The 16429-nt window shown below is 41.7% G+C and carries 15 protein-coding genes and 1 other RNA gene; 6 read left to right on the plus strand and 10 right to left on the minus strand.

The features are described 5' to 3' along the window. Positions 1 to 64 precede the first annotated feature (64 nt). The 4 genes from CXF95_RS27755 to ssrS form a co-directional block, all read right to left on the minus strand. Positions 65 to 1006, minus strand: a complete 942-nt coding sequence (locus CXF95_RS27755) for a nucleoside hydrolase (RefSeq protein WP_101201634.1) — start codon at positions 1004 to 1006, stop codon at positions 65 to 67. A 431-nt stretch (positions 1007 to 1437) separates the two neighbouring features. Continuing rightward, the gene (locus tag CXF95_RS27760) at positions 1438 to 2346 is read right to left on the minus strand and encodes a ribokinase (protein ID WP_101201635.1); all 909 of its coding nucleotides are present in this window, start codon (positions 2344 to 2346) and stop codon (positions 1438 to 1440) included. A 140-nt stretch (positions 2347 to 2486) separates the two neighbouring features. Beyond that, the gene (locus CXF95_RS27765) at positions 2487 to 2900 is read right to left on the minus strand and encodes a hypothetical protein (RefSeq protein ID WP_101201636.1); all 414 of its coding nucleotides are present in this window, start codon (positions 2898 to 2900) and stop codon (positions 2487 to 2489) included. A gap of 36 nt (positions 2901 to 2936) precedes the next feature. Further along, a non-coding RNA gene (ssrS, locus tag CXF95_RS27770) (6S RNA) lies at positions 2937 to 3119 on the minus strand. A 163-nt stretch (positions 3120 to 3282) separates the two neighbouring features. Here ssrS and CXF95_RS27775 point away from each other — a divergent pair. From CXF95_RS27775 to CXF95_RS27800, 6 genes are all read left to right on the plus strand, one after another. Then, positions 3283 to 3852, plus strand: a complete 570-nt coding sequence (locus CXF95_RS27775) for a UPF0149 family protein (protein ID WP_101201637.1) — start codon at positions 3283 to 3285, stop codon at positions 3850 to 3852. Between the two features lie 72 nt (positions 3853 to 3924). Then, positions 3925 to 5244, plus strand: a complete 1320-nt coding sequence (gene pepP, locus CXF95_RS27780; protein WP_101201638.1) for a Xaa-Pro aminopeptidase — start codon at positions 3925 to 3927, stop codon at positions 5242 to 5244. A 4-nt stretch (positions 5245 to 5248) separates the two neighbouring features. Continuing rightward, positions 5249 to 6463: an FAD-dependent monooxygenase gene (locus CXF95_RS27785; protein ID WP_101201639.1), complete on the plus strand. Its 1215-nt coding sequence runs from the start codon at positions 5249 to 5251 to the stop codon at positions 6461 to 6463. A 55-nt stretch (positions 6464 to 6518) separates the two neighbouring features. Next, on the plus strand, positions 6519 to 6809 hold the full coding sequence (locus CXF95_RS27790) for a hypothetical protein (RefSeq protein ID WP_101201640.1): 291 nt from the start codon (positions 6519 to 6521) through the stop codon (positions 6807 to 6809). Positions 6810 to 6827: 18 nt separating this feature from the next. After that, complete coding sequence (ybaK, locus tag CXF95_RS27795) at positions 6828 to 7295, plus strand: Cys-tRNA(Pro) deacylase (RefSeq protein ID WP_101201641.1); 468 nt, start codon at positions 6828 to 6830, stop codon at positions 7293 to 7295. A 2-nt stretch (positions 7296 to 7297) separates the two neighbouring features. Next, complete coding sequence (locus CXF95_RS27800) at positions 7298 to 8050, plus strand: sulfite exporter TauE/SafE family protein (protein ID WP_101201642.1); 753 nt, start codon at positions 7298 to 7300, stop codon at positions 8048 to 8050. A 16-nt stretch (positions 8051 to 8066) separates the two neighbouring features. Here the strand turns inward: CXF95_RS27800 and CXF95_RS27805 are convergent, their stop codons facing one another. From CXF95_RS27805 to CXF95_RS27830, 6 genes are all read right to left on the minus strand, one after another. Continuing rightward, complete coding sequence (locus tag CXF95_RS27805; RefSeq protein WP_101201643.1) at positions 8067 to 9986, minus strand: hypothetical protein; 1920 nt, start codon at positions 9984 to 9986, stop codon at positions 8067 to 8069. Then, positions 9983 to 12367 carry a hypothetical protein gene (locus CXF95_RS27810; protein ID WP_232788079.1) on the minus strand — a complete coding sequence of 795 codons (2385 nt, stop codon included), beginning with the start codon at positions 12365 to 12367 and terminating at the stop codon, positions 9983 to 9985. Before CXF95_RS27810 ends, CXF95_RS27805 begins: the two co-directional genes overlap by 4 nt. After that, positions 12368 to 13543, minus strand: a complete 1176-nt coding sequence (locus CXF95_RS27815; protein WP_232788080.1) for a BatA domain-containing protein — start codon at positions 13541 to 13543, stop codon at positions 12368 to 12370. A gap of 40 nt (positions 13544 to 13583) precedes the next feature. Further along, positions 13584 to 14510: a DUF58 domain-containing protein gene (locus tag CXF95_RS27820; RefSeq protein ID WP_101201645.1), complete on the minus strand. Its 927-nt coding sequence runs from the start codon at positions 14508 to 14510 to the stop codon at positions 13584 to 13586. 20 nt (positions 14511 to 14530) lie between these two features. After that, positions 14531 to 15577 carry a MoxR family ATPase gene (locus CXF95_RS27825; RefSeq protein ID WP_101201646.1) on the minus strand — a complete coding sequence of 349 codons (1047 nt, stop codon included), beginning with the start codon at positions 15575 to 15577 and terminating at the stop codon, positions 14531 to 14533. A 129-nt stretch (positions 15578 to 15706) separates the two neighbouring features. Next, positions 15707 to 16405 (minus strand): DUF4159 domain-containing protein, encoded by a 699-nt coding sequence (locus tag CXF95_RS27830; protein ID WP_101201712.1) that lies wholly within the window; start codon positions 16403 to 16405, stop codon positions 15707 to 15709. Between the last annotated feature and the right edge of the window lie 24 nt (positions 16406 to 16429).

A 16429-nucleotide genomic window follows, 5' to 3' on the forward strand; every position in this document is an offset into this window, starting at 1 on the left:
TATATTTAATTGGTCTCGCAATAACAAGACCTTAACATAATTAATTAATGCTACCTAAGCCGAATTAGCGATTGTAGGTATCCAAATACAACTGAGTCAAACGTTCATTATCCACTTTGGTTGCTACATTGATTGTCTGGGCATTGAGCCAATCAGGGCTAGCTGTGGTGTTAGGCAACGCAATTGAGGTTTGGCCAATGTTTAAAGGATCAGTCGATACTCTTGCATGGCCGGTTTGCAATCCGAACAAGCTTGGATCGACTAAATGGGCAAGAGGCATAGCATCGTGGAAAAAGCACACATCTTCGTCTCTATTTTGTGAGTAAAACTTCACGTAAAATTGTGCGGCATCATGCACAAAACCACCTAATTTAGGATTATTTTGTTTAAGCTGAGTTAAAAAATCTGGGCTGAAAGGGCAAGAGTTGGTGACATCCAAACCGAACATGTTTAGTTCCCATGACGCACCAAACACAATTTCAGCCGCGTATGCGTCGTTCCAAATATTGGCTTCTGCCACCGGTGTAACGTTACCAGGTACAAACGCAGCACCACCCATCACAGATACTGCCTTGAGCAGGTTAGGCAGTTCAGGTTCAAGACGTAAGGCCAACGCTAAATTGCCTAATGGGCCAATTGCGACCACAGTGATTTCGCCGGGGTATTTACGTGCCATATCGACTATAAACTGCGCTGAACTGCGTGGGTCTAGTTCACCCTTAGCAGGGGGGAAGTTGATATTACCAAAGCCATCATCGCCGTGCACAAAATGTGCATATCCCGACTCTTTTCCTACCCAAGGCATACCAACACCCTTACATACAGGAATATCTTTGTTAGCCAAGGCACATAAAGTAATCGCATTTTTGGCTGCCATTTCAACAGGCACATTGCCGAATACAGTCGTTAACCCTAGTACATCGATTTCAGGGTGTTGGAAGGCAAAGAAAATTGCCATTGCATCATCAATACCCGGATCGGTATCTAGTATAATTTTGTGGCTCATTTATTGTCTCCCTGAAAGGTTTTGTTAAACGAGAAAACGGTTCACGTCTTCTTTGTTAGGTATAGTATAAATTGCGTCGCACCCATCTAGTGTCTCCCAGAAAGGTTTTGTTTAGCGAGAAAACGGTTCACGTCTTCTTTATTAGGTATAGTATAAATTGCGGCGCACCCATCTAGTGTCTCCTTGAAAGGTTTTGTTTAGCGAGAAAACGATTCACGTCTTCTTTATTAGGTATAGTATAAATTGCGCCGCACCCATCTAGTGTCTCCCTGAAAGGTTATTGTTTAGCGAGAAAACGATTCACGTCTTCTTTGTTAGGTATAGTATAAATTGCGCCGCACCCATCTAGTGTCTCCCTGAAAGGTTTTGTTTAGCGAGAAAACGATTCACGTCTTCTTTATTAGGTATAGTATAAATTGCGCCGCACCCATCTAGTGTCTCCCTGAAAGGTTTTGTTTAGCGAGAAAACGATTCACGTCTTCTTTATTAGGTATAGATTGTGCCGCACCCATTTTCATAACGGCCAATGCAGAGGCTGCACAAGCACGAATTAATGCGGTTTTTGAATCGGCATGGTTACTGTAAGCAGATAAAAAATAGCCAATAAATGTATCGCCTGCTGCTGTTGTATCTACCGCGTCAACTTCAAAAGCGGGCACGTTAATAGTTTTGTCTTTCTTGAGCATACGCACCCCAGCTTTACCCAAAGTAATCAGTACTTCAGCATGTGGCCAGTCTTGACGAAAGTAGTCTTCCATTTTATCTAAATCTTGGCGCCCAGAGATCTCTTCAGCTTCCACTTCGTTGACAATTAATAAATCTATACATTCATGTGGCAGATGTTTGACTGACTCTGTCATAGGTGCAGGGTTAAAGGCTACCTTTAAGCCTTTTGCTTTGGCTTGGCTCAGCACTTGGTCAATATTGTTGGTTTCATTTTGCGTCAATACCCAATCTGCAGATTTTACAATATCTAATGCATACATGATGTCTTTAGGTGTCATTTCATGATTGGCACCGCCAAACAATACTATGGCATTTTCAGCCGAAGGGGTGACTTGAATAATCGCATGGCCAGAAGCGGTTTCAGTACATGTGACATGTTTACAATCAATACCATCACGGATCATGGTTTGTTTGAAAGCGACGTCCGTTTCGTTAATCTTACCCACATGGCGAACTTCAGAGCCAGCTCTAGCTAACGCTATGGACTGATTCGCTCCCTTTCCGCCCAGTAAACACTGGTAATGGCTGGATGCGATGGTTTCACCGGGCTGAACGAAGTGATCTACCTGATAGACATGGTCGATGTTGATTGAACCAAAATTGATAATGGCCATAATGCGCTGCTTTGCCTCTTGTTTTAAAGTTCTGATTTGGAATTTATTCTAGCCGAATAAAAACAAATAATAACCTTTAATTGAAAAGTTGACCATTTGGTCCAGAAGCAATTATATTGATTTTTACTGTGACAGCAAATTTATCTACGTAAAAAGGCGGTTAATTTATGCATAAACCCAGTTTTGGTGACATAGGGGGAAGTATTGGTTAAAAATAATCTTAAAGATACTGTGGCACCATGACCCCATGGCCACCAAGCAGCCATGACTTTTGGATGGCGTTCAATATTGCTACTGAATAGTTTTTGTTGTTTCACTAATTTCGAAAATGCACCGGCGTAATGCTTGACTTCTTCCGGGGCTTTTTTGATGGTTTTAACATCCCAGTACACAGGTAAAACCTGCTGTAAGGTAAATAATACTTGGTCTTGTTTATCTACTGAGAACTCAGCGAGCATCACTTTATCAAAATCATCATATTTCCATTTAACCACAGCAGCCAAGGCTGCTATCACATCTTTTCCGTAAGTTTGTATTTGTTCTTCTTGATTCATAAAACGTCGGGTCTCAATCTATTCTTAATAGTTTGGATGCCTCCCAAAATGCCGCTGTCTAGTAATAAGCCCGTGAACCGAAAGTTCAGGGCGGAAGTATCATCACTACCTTAGGCTTCTTGATACGAGCCAAGCTTGCACAATAGTAGTGGAATCAACTCCCTAGGTAAAAAGCATCGGCCAGGGACAAAACTGAACTGGCAAACATCCCAGGAGACGTAGAAAACTGTTTGTTATTTGACTGGTAAATAACTAGTCATCCTTCAAACATGACCATTTAATCAGTTAGCAGTCAGATATACTACCCCTATCGCATCCGCTAACGTGTATTTGCCTTCTTGAGAGTGGTAGAATTGCCTGGTCCAATGATTGAGAGAGAATTTTGAATACATCAACCAACCTTTTCGATACTTTAACTCCGTTACTCGAACGTAACAATATCTTAACCACAGCTGCAGAAGTACAAGGCATGTTTTGTGGCATGTTAGGTGGGGGGATGCCATTAGAATGCCAAGATTGGCTAGAGCCCCTCGCTGATTTTATTCACCAAGGTGAGATGTTTTCCAAAGAGGTAGACGCAGCGTTCAAAAGTCTTTTCGACAGTACATGCCAGCAGTTGGTAGAAAACGATTTTGCACTTGTGCTGTGTTTACCAGAGGATTCAACGCCCATAAACGAGCGTGGCCAAGCTTTATTAAATTGGGTACAAGGGTTTATGCTTGGTTTTGGTTTACATCAGGATGATTTAACCGGTTGTTCTGACGATGTCAAAGAAGCCCTAAACGATTTTGCAGAAATTGCCCGTATGGATGATGAAATGAGTGAAAATGAGGAGTCAGAACAGGCTTTGTTTGAAGTGATGGAATATGTGAGAGTGACCGCTATGTTATGTTTTAACGAGTTAGGTAAGTCACCGGAACAACAACAAAGTGAACCCAAAACGGTTCACTAGACGTTTATAAAGACATTCATTTAAATAAGTCTAGTTTTTTCGTAAACAGTAAAGTGAGTCAGATCATTGCCCATGGATAACACTGAATTTTTAACTCGTCAAAAATGTCTATTAGAACAAATGCAGCCTAACAGTATTTGTTTGGTTCCCGCGTCAAACTTAGTCACGCGTAGTCGCGATACTGAGTATCCATTTCGTCAAGACAGTTATTTTCAATATTTGTGTGCTTTCCCTGAGCCAGAAGCCTGGTTGGTATTGTCTAATCATCAAAAATATTCACAGGGATTGTGCGTTTTATTCTGCTTAGATAAAGACCCTTCCATGGAAATTTGGCATGGGCGCAGAGTGGGTCCAAAACACGCCAAGCAGCAATATCCAGTCAACATGGCCTTTGCGTTAGATGATTTAGATGAGCAGTTATTAGATTTGATTGATGGCCATCAAAACATCTATTTTGCTCAAGGACATAACCATGATGCAGATGACCTTGTGTTTTCGTTATTGCAAGCATTACGTGATGCCCCAAAACAAAGTAAACAGGCTCCTTCTAGTCTGATCGATGTTCGAATCATCCTAGATGAAATGCGCTTAATTAAGTCTACTAATGAAATAAACATGATGCGTCAGGCGGCAGCTGTTGCAACCCAAGCACATATCCGGGCCATGCAATTTGTTGAGTCCGGTAAAAATGAATATCACCTTGAAGCAGAGATTCATCATGAATTTGCTATGCAAGGCGCTAAATATCCAGCCTATGGCACTATAGTTGGGGCCGGTGATAATGCTTGTATTTTGCATTACACCGAAAATAATCAAGCTTTAAAAGCCGGCGATCTCGTTTTAATTGATGCAGGTTGCGAATGGCAAGGTTATGCATCGGATATTACCCGTACATTCCCTGTTTCTGGCACGTTTTCAACGGAGCAAAAGCAACTTTATCAACTGGTGTTGAATGCGCAACTTGCTGCCTTTGACATGATTAAGCCTAACAATACTATTAAGCAGGCTAGTGATGTAGCAATTGCGGTGATCACTCAAGGTTTGATTGATTTGCATATATTGAAAGGGGAATTAGCCGACAATATTGAACAACAAACCTATCGTAAGTTTTACATGCACGGTCTAAGTCATTGGCTTGGTTTAGATGTTCACGATGTGGGTCATTACAAAATAGATGGTCAAGACCGACCGCTAAAACCTGGAATGGTACTTACGATTGAACCTGGTCTTTATATCGCGCCTGATGCAGACGTTGCGAGCAAATGGTGTGGCATAGGTATTCGTATTGAAGACAATTTACTGATAACCCAAACTGGTCACGAAAATCTGACTATAGCTGCACCTAAAACCATCAGCGATATTGAAGCACTGATGCTAAACAAGAGCGGCTAACAGCATGCGTGGATTCGATATTATTGTAGTGGGTGGCGGCACAGTAGGCTTGACTCAAGCTCTCGCTTTAAAAAATAGTGGGCTCTCGGTTGCGGTTGTTGAAAGCCATGTTAGTGAGTCTATGCCAAGTGGTGATCCTCAGTTGCGAGTGAGTGCACTTACGCTAGCTTCAGAGAATATTTTACAAAACGTAGGTGCTTGGCAACATTTAGACCTTAACAGGTTATGCAGTTATGTGAATATGCAAGTGTGGGATCAAGACAGTTTTGGAAAAATCGCGTTTTCTGCTGACCAAGTTCAAAAAAAGCAACTCGGTCATATTGTTGAAAATCAGGCTATTAGGCATAGTTTATGGACCCAAGCCCAGAACAGTAGCCATATTGAATTACTGGCCCCTAAAAAAATTAAGCAATTGGTTTTTGGACAACAAGAATGTTTTATTACCTTAGACGACAATAGCCAGTTAACTGCTAGATTAGTCATAGGTGCTGATGGCGCTAATTCGATAGTCAAAAAACAAGCAAACTTAGCACAAACATTCTGGGATTATGATCAACATGCGATAGTTGCAACGGTTAAAACTATTTTGCCCCACAATCACACCGCTAGGCAGATTTTCACTCCCACTGGACCTTTGGCTTTCTTGCCTTTATGGGATGAATATCATTGTTCTATTGTGTGGTCACAAGATGAACCTAAAGCAGCCGAACTGCTCAAACTCTCAAATCAAGAATTTAATAAATCTCTGACTGCAGCATTTGATTGCACCTTAGGTTTATGTGAACTCGTGAGTGACAGGCAAAGCTATCCCCTTAAAATGCGTTACACACGCCAGTGGGTAGGTAATAGAGTCGCTATTATTGGCGACGCTGCACATACGATCCACCCTTTGGCTGGTCAGGGTGCCAATCTAGGTATATCGGATGCCGCTGCTTTGGCTGAACAGATTATTAAGTTGGTCGAACAAGACAAGGATTTTGGTTTAGCTAAAAATTTAAGACCTTTTGAGCGTTGGCGTAAAACTGAAGCCGTTAAAATGGTGGCAGCAATGGAGGGTTTTAAGCGTTTATTTGCTGGAGATCAATCTGTTAAGAAATTAATCAGAGATACTGGATTAAGTTTGGCTAATCACTCATTATTTACGAAACAAAAAATCATTCAACATGCCATGGGTCTTGAAGGTGAACTGCCTGAACTCGCTAAAGTGCGTTCAGATTAAGAATTTGTGTTTTTAAGTTTCAACAGCCGTGATTTATATTTAAAAGGAATATTCAGTGAATAAAATTTTTATTGTTAGCGCTTTAACCCTAACACTTGTTGCTTGTGGCTCTCATCAAGCACCCGCTTACGAAACAGACAAACGCCCAGAAGACCGAGGTGAATATACTGGTGTGGCTGGTGTGGTTCAAAAGCAAAAAGATCAAGCTTACATGGCTAACCAAGCCAACAAATTGAGATGCCAAGATTCGCGATTAGATTTGGTTGATGCCGAGGCTGAAGGGGATATCAATATGATCCGTCAAGTCAAAGCCAGAGTCCAAAAAAATTGTGTGGTAGAAAATTAGTCGTTGGAACATGGTCTTATGACCCCCGCGATTAACTGTGCCAAAAAGGCAAAAATTGAATATACCCTTCATCAATACGACCATGACAGTAGTAATGCTTCTTATGGACCGGAAGCAGCCGAAAAACTGGGCGTATTGCCTGAGCGTGTATTTAAAACCCTAGTGGTTAAACTCGATGCCACCCAGCTAGTTGTTGCCATACTGCCAGTTAATTCTATGTTGAGTATGAAGAATGTTGTCAAGGCTTGCGGTGGTCGAAAGGCTGAAATGGCGGATAAAGTTGAAGTGCAACGCAGTTCGGGTTACGTATTAGGTGGTGTGAGTCCTCTTGGACAGAAAAAGTCTTTGAAGACCGTTATTGATCAGTCTGCCCAACAGTATCCAACTATCTATGTGAGTGGTGGCCGTAGAGGACTTGAAATAGAGTTAAATGCGCTAGACTTGCAAACCCTTACACTGGCTACATTCGCGCCACTATCACAGTGACTATGCTGGAGTTATTTGGATATTCCCTTAGTTATTCTAGTTTGGCGCTACTGTTTTTAGTGGCGTTTTTTATTGGTATGGCAAAAACCGGTGTCCATGGCATATCCATGTTTGCGGTGCCTTTGTTAGCCATTATGTTCGGCGGTAAAAGCTCAGCAGGTCTTATGTTACCTATGTTGATTATGGCTGACCTGTTTGCAGTGAAGTATTACCATAGAGATGCCAACTGGGGATACTTGTTCAAACTATTCCCTTCTGCAGCCATTGGTGTATTAGTGGGTACTTGGCTTGGTAATGTAATCGATGACCAAGTATTTAGAACCATCATGAGTGTTATTATCTTTGTTAGTTTGGCCATTATGTTGTGGATGGAAAAAGGTGACAAAGGCGCCATTCCCGATTATCTTTGGTTTGCATTATTGATGGGGTTATTGGGTGGGGTCACGACTATGATTGGCAATCTAGCAGGCTCGGTTATGGCTCTGTATCTACTCAGTATGCGTTTACCTAAGAATGAATATATTGGTACAGCAGCGTGGTTTTTTCTAGCCATCAATCTGTTCAAAGTACCCTTTCATGTATTCAGTTGGCAAAGTATTGATGTGAACTCTTTTCTACTTAACCTTATATGTTTACCTTTTATTGCTTTAGGTGCTTGGTCTGGTATTTGGCTAGTTAAACGCATTCCTGAAAAATACTATCGCTGGCTGGTGATTGGCATGACGGGCGTCGCGTCAATTTTAATGTTGGTTTAGTACATTACAAGTTAAGCTAAAACAGCTTCCGTTCCAGCCATAACATACTCATAGATACCACTAACAACCCCCAAAACCAGTCTTTATCAAGGGATTTCACTGACTGTTTGTTAAACTGCTTTGGGTTGTGTTGTTTCGCCATGTTTTGGCTCGCGTGCTGTTTTTGCGTTTGTTGCCATACGGGCCAATCTTCCTCAGCATGGGCATATAACCAAGTATTTATTAACGAGCTTTGATCATGTTGTGAATTGGCTAACCCTCTGTTTTTCCACCAAGCAAGCTTGTGCCATCCTTCATTCGCGGGCCATATTGTGAGGCATTGTTGCTCGGTTGGTAAAAAGTCCTCAGTCAATATTGTGGGCTGCGTGTTTTGATTATGGGTAGCAATACCGGAAGCTGAACCACCGAGTAAACATCTTTGCACCGCCTGATTGACCAAAAGTAACGTGTCGGATTGAGTATTTAGCCAATAGGGGGGCTGTTTGGGTCTGGCTAAGCTATAGATGACATTCTGCCAATAGTGACTATATTGTTCGGTCAACCCCGAAGTCTGCCAGCCATAAGTAGCATTAATAAGTGATACTGCCACTTGCCCCAATCCTATTTTGCTACGAGATACCAATATTCGGGCTTCGTTATTTTGTACCAAATATGAACTTTCAGCGGAAGTTATCGTGGCTTTTACTAATGGTATGGCCTGTTCAATGTTGCTATGTGGCCAATTAGGGATAGCTGAATAATTTGCCACATCTAAAGGTTGAATATGAATATCCAAAAGCCAGTTAAGTGATGCCACTGGCCAAGCGTTGACGAGTTCATTGTCGGCAACAATATATACACCCAAACCATTTTTAATCGCTGTTTGCAAGGCATGCATCTGCTTTACTGGCAGTGATAGTAAGGCGCGACCATCAATCAGCAGCCAATCAAAGTAAGCTAATGTTTGCTTACTAAATACTGGGGTGATATGTGGTAATGTTTCTGTGTTTAGGTTGATATTTTGTTGGATATCTTTATTTTGACTAATTTGTGTCAAGACCCTTATTTGACTACCCAATGCCGCCGCCCAGTTCTTTAATTGTCGCGTTTCAAAAGAAGGCGCCGATTGTTTAATAAGTATTTTAACAGGTGCTGGCTGGGTAACTGAAAACGCAATAGGTTCATCTGCTAAAAGTGTAGTATCGCCAGATTTGTATAGTTGTAGACGATAGACCCACTGCCCAGTAATTTTTGCTGGAAAGCTTAAGGTAAAACGTTCTGCAGCTTTAAGCCTTATTGTATCGACGATTTCTCCTACTGGGTCCAACAAACTCAGTTGATAAATGGTATCTGCTGCAGGATCACCAGTGCCTTGCAGTTGCCCTTGTACTTCGATAAATTGTCCTACAACAGACTCTTTCGACCATTGCATATTCACTAGTCCGACAGCTGGCTTGGATGGGGTAAAGGTCACTGAAATATTCGCAAACGCTTCGTCCATCAAAAGTTGCAGATCTTGCCACTGGGTTAAACTAAGCCCATCGCCTAAGACATGCAGATTATCAAACCTAGGTTGGTGAGATAACAATTGTGATGGAACATCAAGTAGGGTAGCGACATCTAATATATTGTGGTCATCTATGGATTTAACTGCCTCACGAAGTACAAAAACAGATTGTTCTCTGTCTATTTTGTTTAACTGTTGAGGCGTTGTGCCTTTAGTCACGAGATAAGTGACTGACGCTTGGTTACTTATTATATGTATATCAAAGGCCAATCCAACCACCATCAAAGCGGCAACAGTGTTAACGACTAACACCCCCGCCAGCCTGATTCTTTTGTGTTTTAGACGTTGCTTAGCAAAGTAACAACTGATCATTAAGCCAATCATCAACAGTAACATCGAGACACTTGCTGTTATTGGATAGTGAGAAAATAACCCTAGTGAGAAAGTCATGGTTGCGACTCATTTTTCAGCACTTTTTCTAGCTCTTTTTTTAGTACTGTTTCTCGCACTACTTTCTGCATTTTTTCATGCTGTTGTAAAAATGCCTGGTACTGTTGCAGCATAGTGTTCTGTAAAGAATAGGTTGTTTGTCGCGTTGTTGGTGCCGCGATAGGCGAAGGCAATGTTTGCCACAACTTCTTTATCAGAGCGGTGCTACAACCCTTACAATTATGTAAATCAAAAGAGTTGGCTTGCTGCATTTTTTCCAAGGTAGCGATAAAATTAATGTCATTAGGATTTGCCGTTAATTGCTCAGAAAAATATGCTTTTACGTTTTCTAGACTCTTTGTTTGCTCAGTTGTTAAGGCTTTAGAGCTCCATTGGTCCGAGTGTTGGTTGAGTGTATTAAGTAAAAATACAATTGATGGCATTGATGGCATAGTTGAGTTTGTTTTAAGTGTTTGTTCATCACGCTGATAACTAAGGATGTCTGATAAATCACCCTGATAACGGCGTTTTTCCGATACTGGGGGCGGTTCAAAGCCTAAACGTTTAACATAAATACGATCGGCTTGTTTAGCTCGGTTTAGGAAAGCCAAGGCTTGACTTTCAAAGGGTAGGGCAAGCTCAGGTTCTGATAGCAGTAGATGCAATTCAGCCTGCCACATATTGGCAATGGCGCGTTTCATAAGTAGTTTGGGGCTTGGCAGTCCTTTTTTGATGAAATTGCCATCGTCGGCTTCACCATGGGCGTGTCCAAACTGCTCAATAATTTGATTATAGCCAGATTTATCAGTCTGCTCTGATTGATGCTCTGCGCCATCGTGTTCATGTTCCGCAGCCGTTTGTGGTGATTTTTCATTGGCATATTCGTCATGTCCATCATGTGTTATCTCGGGGCCGGCCTCCATTGATTGAAGAGTACCACTATCAAATTCATCACCTAAGAACTGACCATATTTTTGTTTAAGAAAGCTTTGTGATGCGCCTAGTTCACGAGATATGCGATTAAAGTTTTCAATGGAGATATTTGGTTTGTCGGCGACTAATTCTTTGGTTTCGATAATAATTTGTCTCTGACTTTTAAAATACTCTGGCATAAAATCCATGAGCAAGCCATCTGCTAACACTGTCTGTTCTTCTTCTTCGAGCCACCGAATGATTTTGCTAGCGGAGTGACTTTGTTGAGCAATTGGCAGGCGGTTATCCCAGGCTCTAATACTGAAATATAGTTCGTCACCGGGCTGCATACCCAGTTCAACTAAATCCCAGTTTTTAAAGAAATATGCTTTGTCCTCGACCTCTGATTGGGTATCAAATTGGAAGCTTTGATCGCGAAATTTGACCGCTTCTCCAGAGCCACTAGCAATAGACGCCAGTATTTCAACACGCCCTATACCAAAGTCATCTTCGATTGATACTGTCGCTTGCACGTTAGGAATGGCATTTTTAGCTAATTCGGTAATCGTCCCAGTGGGCGCGATAAAACGAATGCTCGGTTTGGTGTCTGCGGTGACAGCAAGGGTGTGTATATCACCCAACATTATCTCATCAACAGCAATATGATAAACACCTGATTGATTTAACGTTGCACTGCTTAAGTAAACATTGTCAGCTTGTTTAATGAGCGAGATACGTTGTTTGTCTGGAAGCATAATAGACAAATTCTTTTGCTTATTGACCCCATTAACCTCATTGACCTCAGCGACGCCTGTGAACTGAAGTCGCCATGTGACGGTTGAGCCTGCAATTAATGCTAAGTTCAAGTCTGATGTTTGCCAAGGTGCCAAACCGGTGTAACTGGGTGCAGTGACAGTGATACTTTTAACCTCAAATTGAATAGGTTTGATAGGTTTAGAGAGGTCACTCATCTCTTGAGTCTTAGTGGCATCATTTTCAATTAAAAGACCTGACGGGATGATTTGCAGCAATGTAAAAATGAGTAACGCTATAGCATTAAGCAGTAAAGGCTTAGTGGATGAATACTTTGGTAAGTGTGAATCAATACCGGTGGTTAATAATTTGTCTACTTGCGGCTGAATTCGGTTTTTTTGCAATTGTTGCAAGGTCGTTAGAGTGCTATTTGGCAGTAAAATCAGTTCTGCACTTTCTTCACATTCGCTGAATTGTCGATTCAGATGTAGCAGTATTTTGTTCGCCGTAATATTTTGATATTGTTTACTTCGTGAATACACCAACGCAGCAAAACTTATCATGAGAACAACTGCTGTGATTGGCCAAACAACCCAATCAGTGATCCAGTAAACAGGTATACCGACACAAATGCCAATCAAAAGGGTGTATGCGAGTTTTTGCCATAACCATCTTCGCCTAAGGTGAATGACAATCTTATTCAGTGTTTTGTTTTCTGTGTTTGGCGAACTAGACAATTATTCATCCACCCCAGCTTTGAGTTGACAGTTTGGCCATTCACTTAATATTCTCTCTAGAATAAATATGCCGATTAACATCAAAACCAGCCAAATATGTAAGGATGACCCATGAGTATTTTTACTGGGTGACGCTTTGATAGTTTGTTTTTTAAAAGGTAAGGGCACTAATTGATTGCCACCCGTTGCTAAGTTTTGAATAATTTGCCCCGTTGATAATCGAGCATTCTCTAACCACCAACTTTGGCTTTGTGATGAATACAATAACCGAGTTAGGGTTAATGCAAAGTCCGCTTGTTTAACATTGTTAAGCGCTGCTTGAGTGATATATGTATGTTGCCACGGTAATTCAAAAGGGCGACCTTGTTGAGTCAGTCTCTGTTCTCTCAGGTCAATTATTTTGTCATAAATTAGTAAGTGCCCACTGTTCTCACTTGATATGTTATTCGTATCATAATCAACCTTGGCACTTAATTTATCTTGTGTGTTGATCACCTCAAACGCCGCACGTAAATAGACTAATAATGGTTCGCTCGAATTATCGTATATCACTTTTATGTTAACTAAATTTTCTTGAACGACAGTCTCTACAGGTATTGTTTTCACCTGCCATTGAACTCGTCTAGGTAGCGGTACTTTACTTCCTATAAAGTGTTTCAGGCGATTTGTTGTATACACGGTTATCGATGAATCAGCTGCCAATTGTGCTGTATAGTCGGCTACTTTACTCCATAAGTTAAGTACAGGTGTTTGTTGGGAATTCGTCGACCACTGTGCTAATTCTGCTGTATTGATATTGCGGTTGTTGCTACTAATAAGGACTAAATCTGAACCTTTAACTTGGTCAATTAATGTTTGCTTTTCGATGTCTGTGGCATGGTTTAGCCAGTCTTCGGTTAACAATATATGTGAGTTAACCTGTAGATTGACGTTCTGCCAATACAGTTGAGTGAGTATCAAGGTCGCAAGCATTAACATCGCCATACGTAGCCCCAGTAAAATTAACTGGGTTAATCTGAGCTGTCGTAACACGGGGGAGGTGCTAACTTTGATAAATGCGATATGTGCAAACGCGATAACCCTAGGGCGGGCTTTGCTTAATAAGTGAATACCCAGTGGGATAAGCAAGGTTAACAAACCCCACATGGCTAAGGGTGATTCTAATATAAAAGGCATATTAAACATGTCTCTTACTCGGCCAACAAAGAACAAATGTTCATCGTAACTTTTGCCTTGCCGCTAAAAACTGATGTAATGTTTTGTCTAATGGCTGGTCAATGTTGGCGATACAATGCTGAATGTTGAGCTGGTTAAAGGTTTTTTTCATCGTTTCTTGCCAGGTTTGTCGTGCCACCAGGTAGTCGCTTTTTACTTCTTCTGCAGAGACTAAAACCTGTTGTTTACTTTCTCTGTCTTCAAAGCGAATCTGTCCTTTATAAGGGAACTTAAGTTCATCATCACTTTCTAGTTGTACTGCAATCACCTCGGTTTTTTTGCTGACCAAACTTTGCATGAAATCGACTATTTCATTGTCCTTTTGATAAAAATCACTGAGCACAAAAATAAGACTATTAGAGTGCATGCGGCTTAAGTGGCGTTGCAACATTTGTGGCGACGGGAACACCGAACCAGTAGACATCTGACTGAGTTGCAGCAGCAATTTTTGCCAGTGTTGTTTACCTGTTAAAGCGGGCGAAAAGTGCAGACTCTCACTCGACAGTCCCAATAAACCGACCGCATCACTTTGTTTGTGTGCGATGTAAGCGATAGTGGCCAACAGGTGTTTAGCATAATCAAACTTATGCCAGCCTTTGTTAGATTTTGATTTAGAATGAGAGTCAGAGCTAGATTCAGACGAACGTTGCAACATAGATGCGCTGGCATCTAACACTAGCCAAATATTGATATTGCTTTCACGCTCTGCTTCTCGCACAAAATATCGGTCTGAGCGTGCAAATAACTTCCAATCAATATTGCAAAGAGCATCGCCAGGTTCATAGGCGCGATACTGGCTGAACTCTAGACCTGTTCCGCGCTGCACACTGTCATGTAATCCATGCAATAAGCCTTCGGCAACCGTCTTTGCTACCAAAGGCATATCTTTGATACTGGCGAGTACAAGTGGGTCAATAAGTGGTTGCATGCTATCCGCTTTTTAACATGTTAAACCGCGGGTGACGTTGGGGAATAATGGGAAGAAGCGCCAAAAGGACTGACTGGCTGTGCTAAATCCTTTAATAAACCATCCACCACATCATCGCTGGATATATTCTGCGCTTCTGCTTGAAAGCTCAATAATAGTCGATGTCTTAACACCCCATGGGCCACCTGTTTGATATCATCCATGGTAACGGCAAAGCGTTTTGACAGTAACGCATTAGCCTTGGCACACAACACCATTGCTTGACCTGCACGAGGCCCTGCTCCCCAGCGCACGTATTGATTAACAGCTGATGACTGACTATTGCCAGGGCGTGTATTGCGGGCGAGTTGATTGATGTATACCAGCAGTGGTTCAGATATTTCTATATCTCTGACCACATGTTGCAAGCTGATAATCTGTTGTGCATTGAGTACCGCATTTAACGTGGCTTGGGTATTACCTGTGGTGCGGCGCAAAATCTCTATTTCTTCTAACTCAGAGGGGTAATCCACTTTTATAAACATTAAAAAGCGGTCAAGTTGCGCCTCAGGCAAAGGATAAGTACCTGCTTGTTCAACAGGGTTTTGCGTGGCTAACACAAAAAACGGCTTTGGTAAGGCGTAACTGGTTCCCGCGTAACTAATGCTCTTTTCTTGCATGGCTTCCAGCAGCGCTGCTTGAGTTTTAGGCGGGGTACGATTGATTTCGTCGGCTAATAGAATGTTGGTAAAAACGGGGCCTTGCTGAAATTTAAAGAAACGGTCGCCTGACTCATGATCGGTTTCTAATATTTCAGTACCAATAATATCACTGGGCATCAAATCAGGCGTAAACTGCACGCGTTTAAATCCCAGCTCGAGCGTTTCTGCTAAGGCATTGACCATAAGTGTTTTAGCTAATCCTGGTACACCTTCTAACAAACAATGCCCGCCAGCTAACATACTGATCAACAATTGCTGGATCACCTCTTTCTGTCCAACAATCACTTTACCAACTTCATGCTCAACCAGAGCCAGCTTGTCCAGTAATACAAGAACGTCTTGTTCGGATAAATTCTGTCTACTCATAAAATCTCTTAAAGTTGATGTGGGAAAAAGCTACGAGCTGCGAGCTACGAGCCTCTAGCTAAAGACAAAATCTTATAAGCTTTTGGTTTTTTTAGCTCGTAGCTAGAAGCTCGCAGCTCGTATCTGCCCTTAAGCCGTCATTGCGTAAATCACAATGTTGACTGCAAACTTGGTGTTGTCGATTTTTAGCCAGCGTTTGTTTCTAAAGTCGTAATCCCATTCACAGCCCAAGTCTTTATTGCTGTATAACACGGCTATTCTGCCATTTATTTCAATAGCTTTGAGGTATTCGTGAACCAAATCGTCACCCCAACCATTTAGCTCAACTGAGGTGCGTGGTGGCCCGTCAAATTCAAAAAAAGACGAATATAATGGATGTTCATTAGGAATTTTTTTTAGCGCCTCTGGGCCAAACATATCCCCCATTTGTGCTTCAAACGTTTTGGCAAACATGCCGTCAATATCGTGATTACAGTCGTCTACAAAAACAAAACCGCCGTTTTCAACATAACGTTGAAAGTGTTGTCTCTCTTGCAAGTTAAACTGCACTAATCTGTGGCCTGCCATATAACAAAAGGGTGCACTTAACATACTAGGATCGGACAGTGGGATCACTCGTTCCTGTAAATCGACTCGCAAACTGGTGTACTCAATTAAGGAATTGAGTACGTTCGCGGGCATACGTTCATCAACTTCCCAATTACCTGATTCGTAACTCAAGCGGGTAAAGTAAAAGTCGTATTCACTATTTTGACTGCGCACAGCTAAAGGTAATGCGGCTAAAACAGCAACAGCACAACCAGAGCGAATAAAGTGACGGCGATCCATAGGGATATAGGGTAAATAAATAGC

Source organism: Paraglaciecola sp. MB-3u-78, assembly GCF_002835935.1.
Lineage (GTDB): Bacteria > Pseudomonadota > Gammaproteobacteria > Enterobacterales > Alteromonadaceae > Paraglaciecola.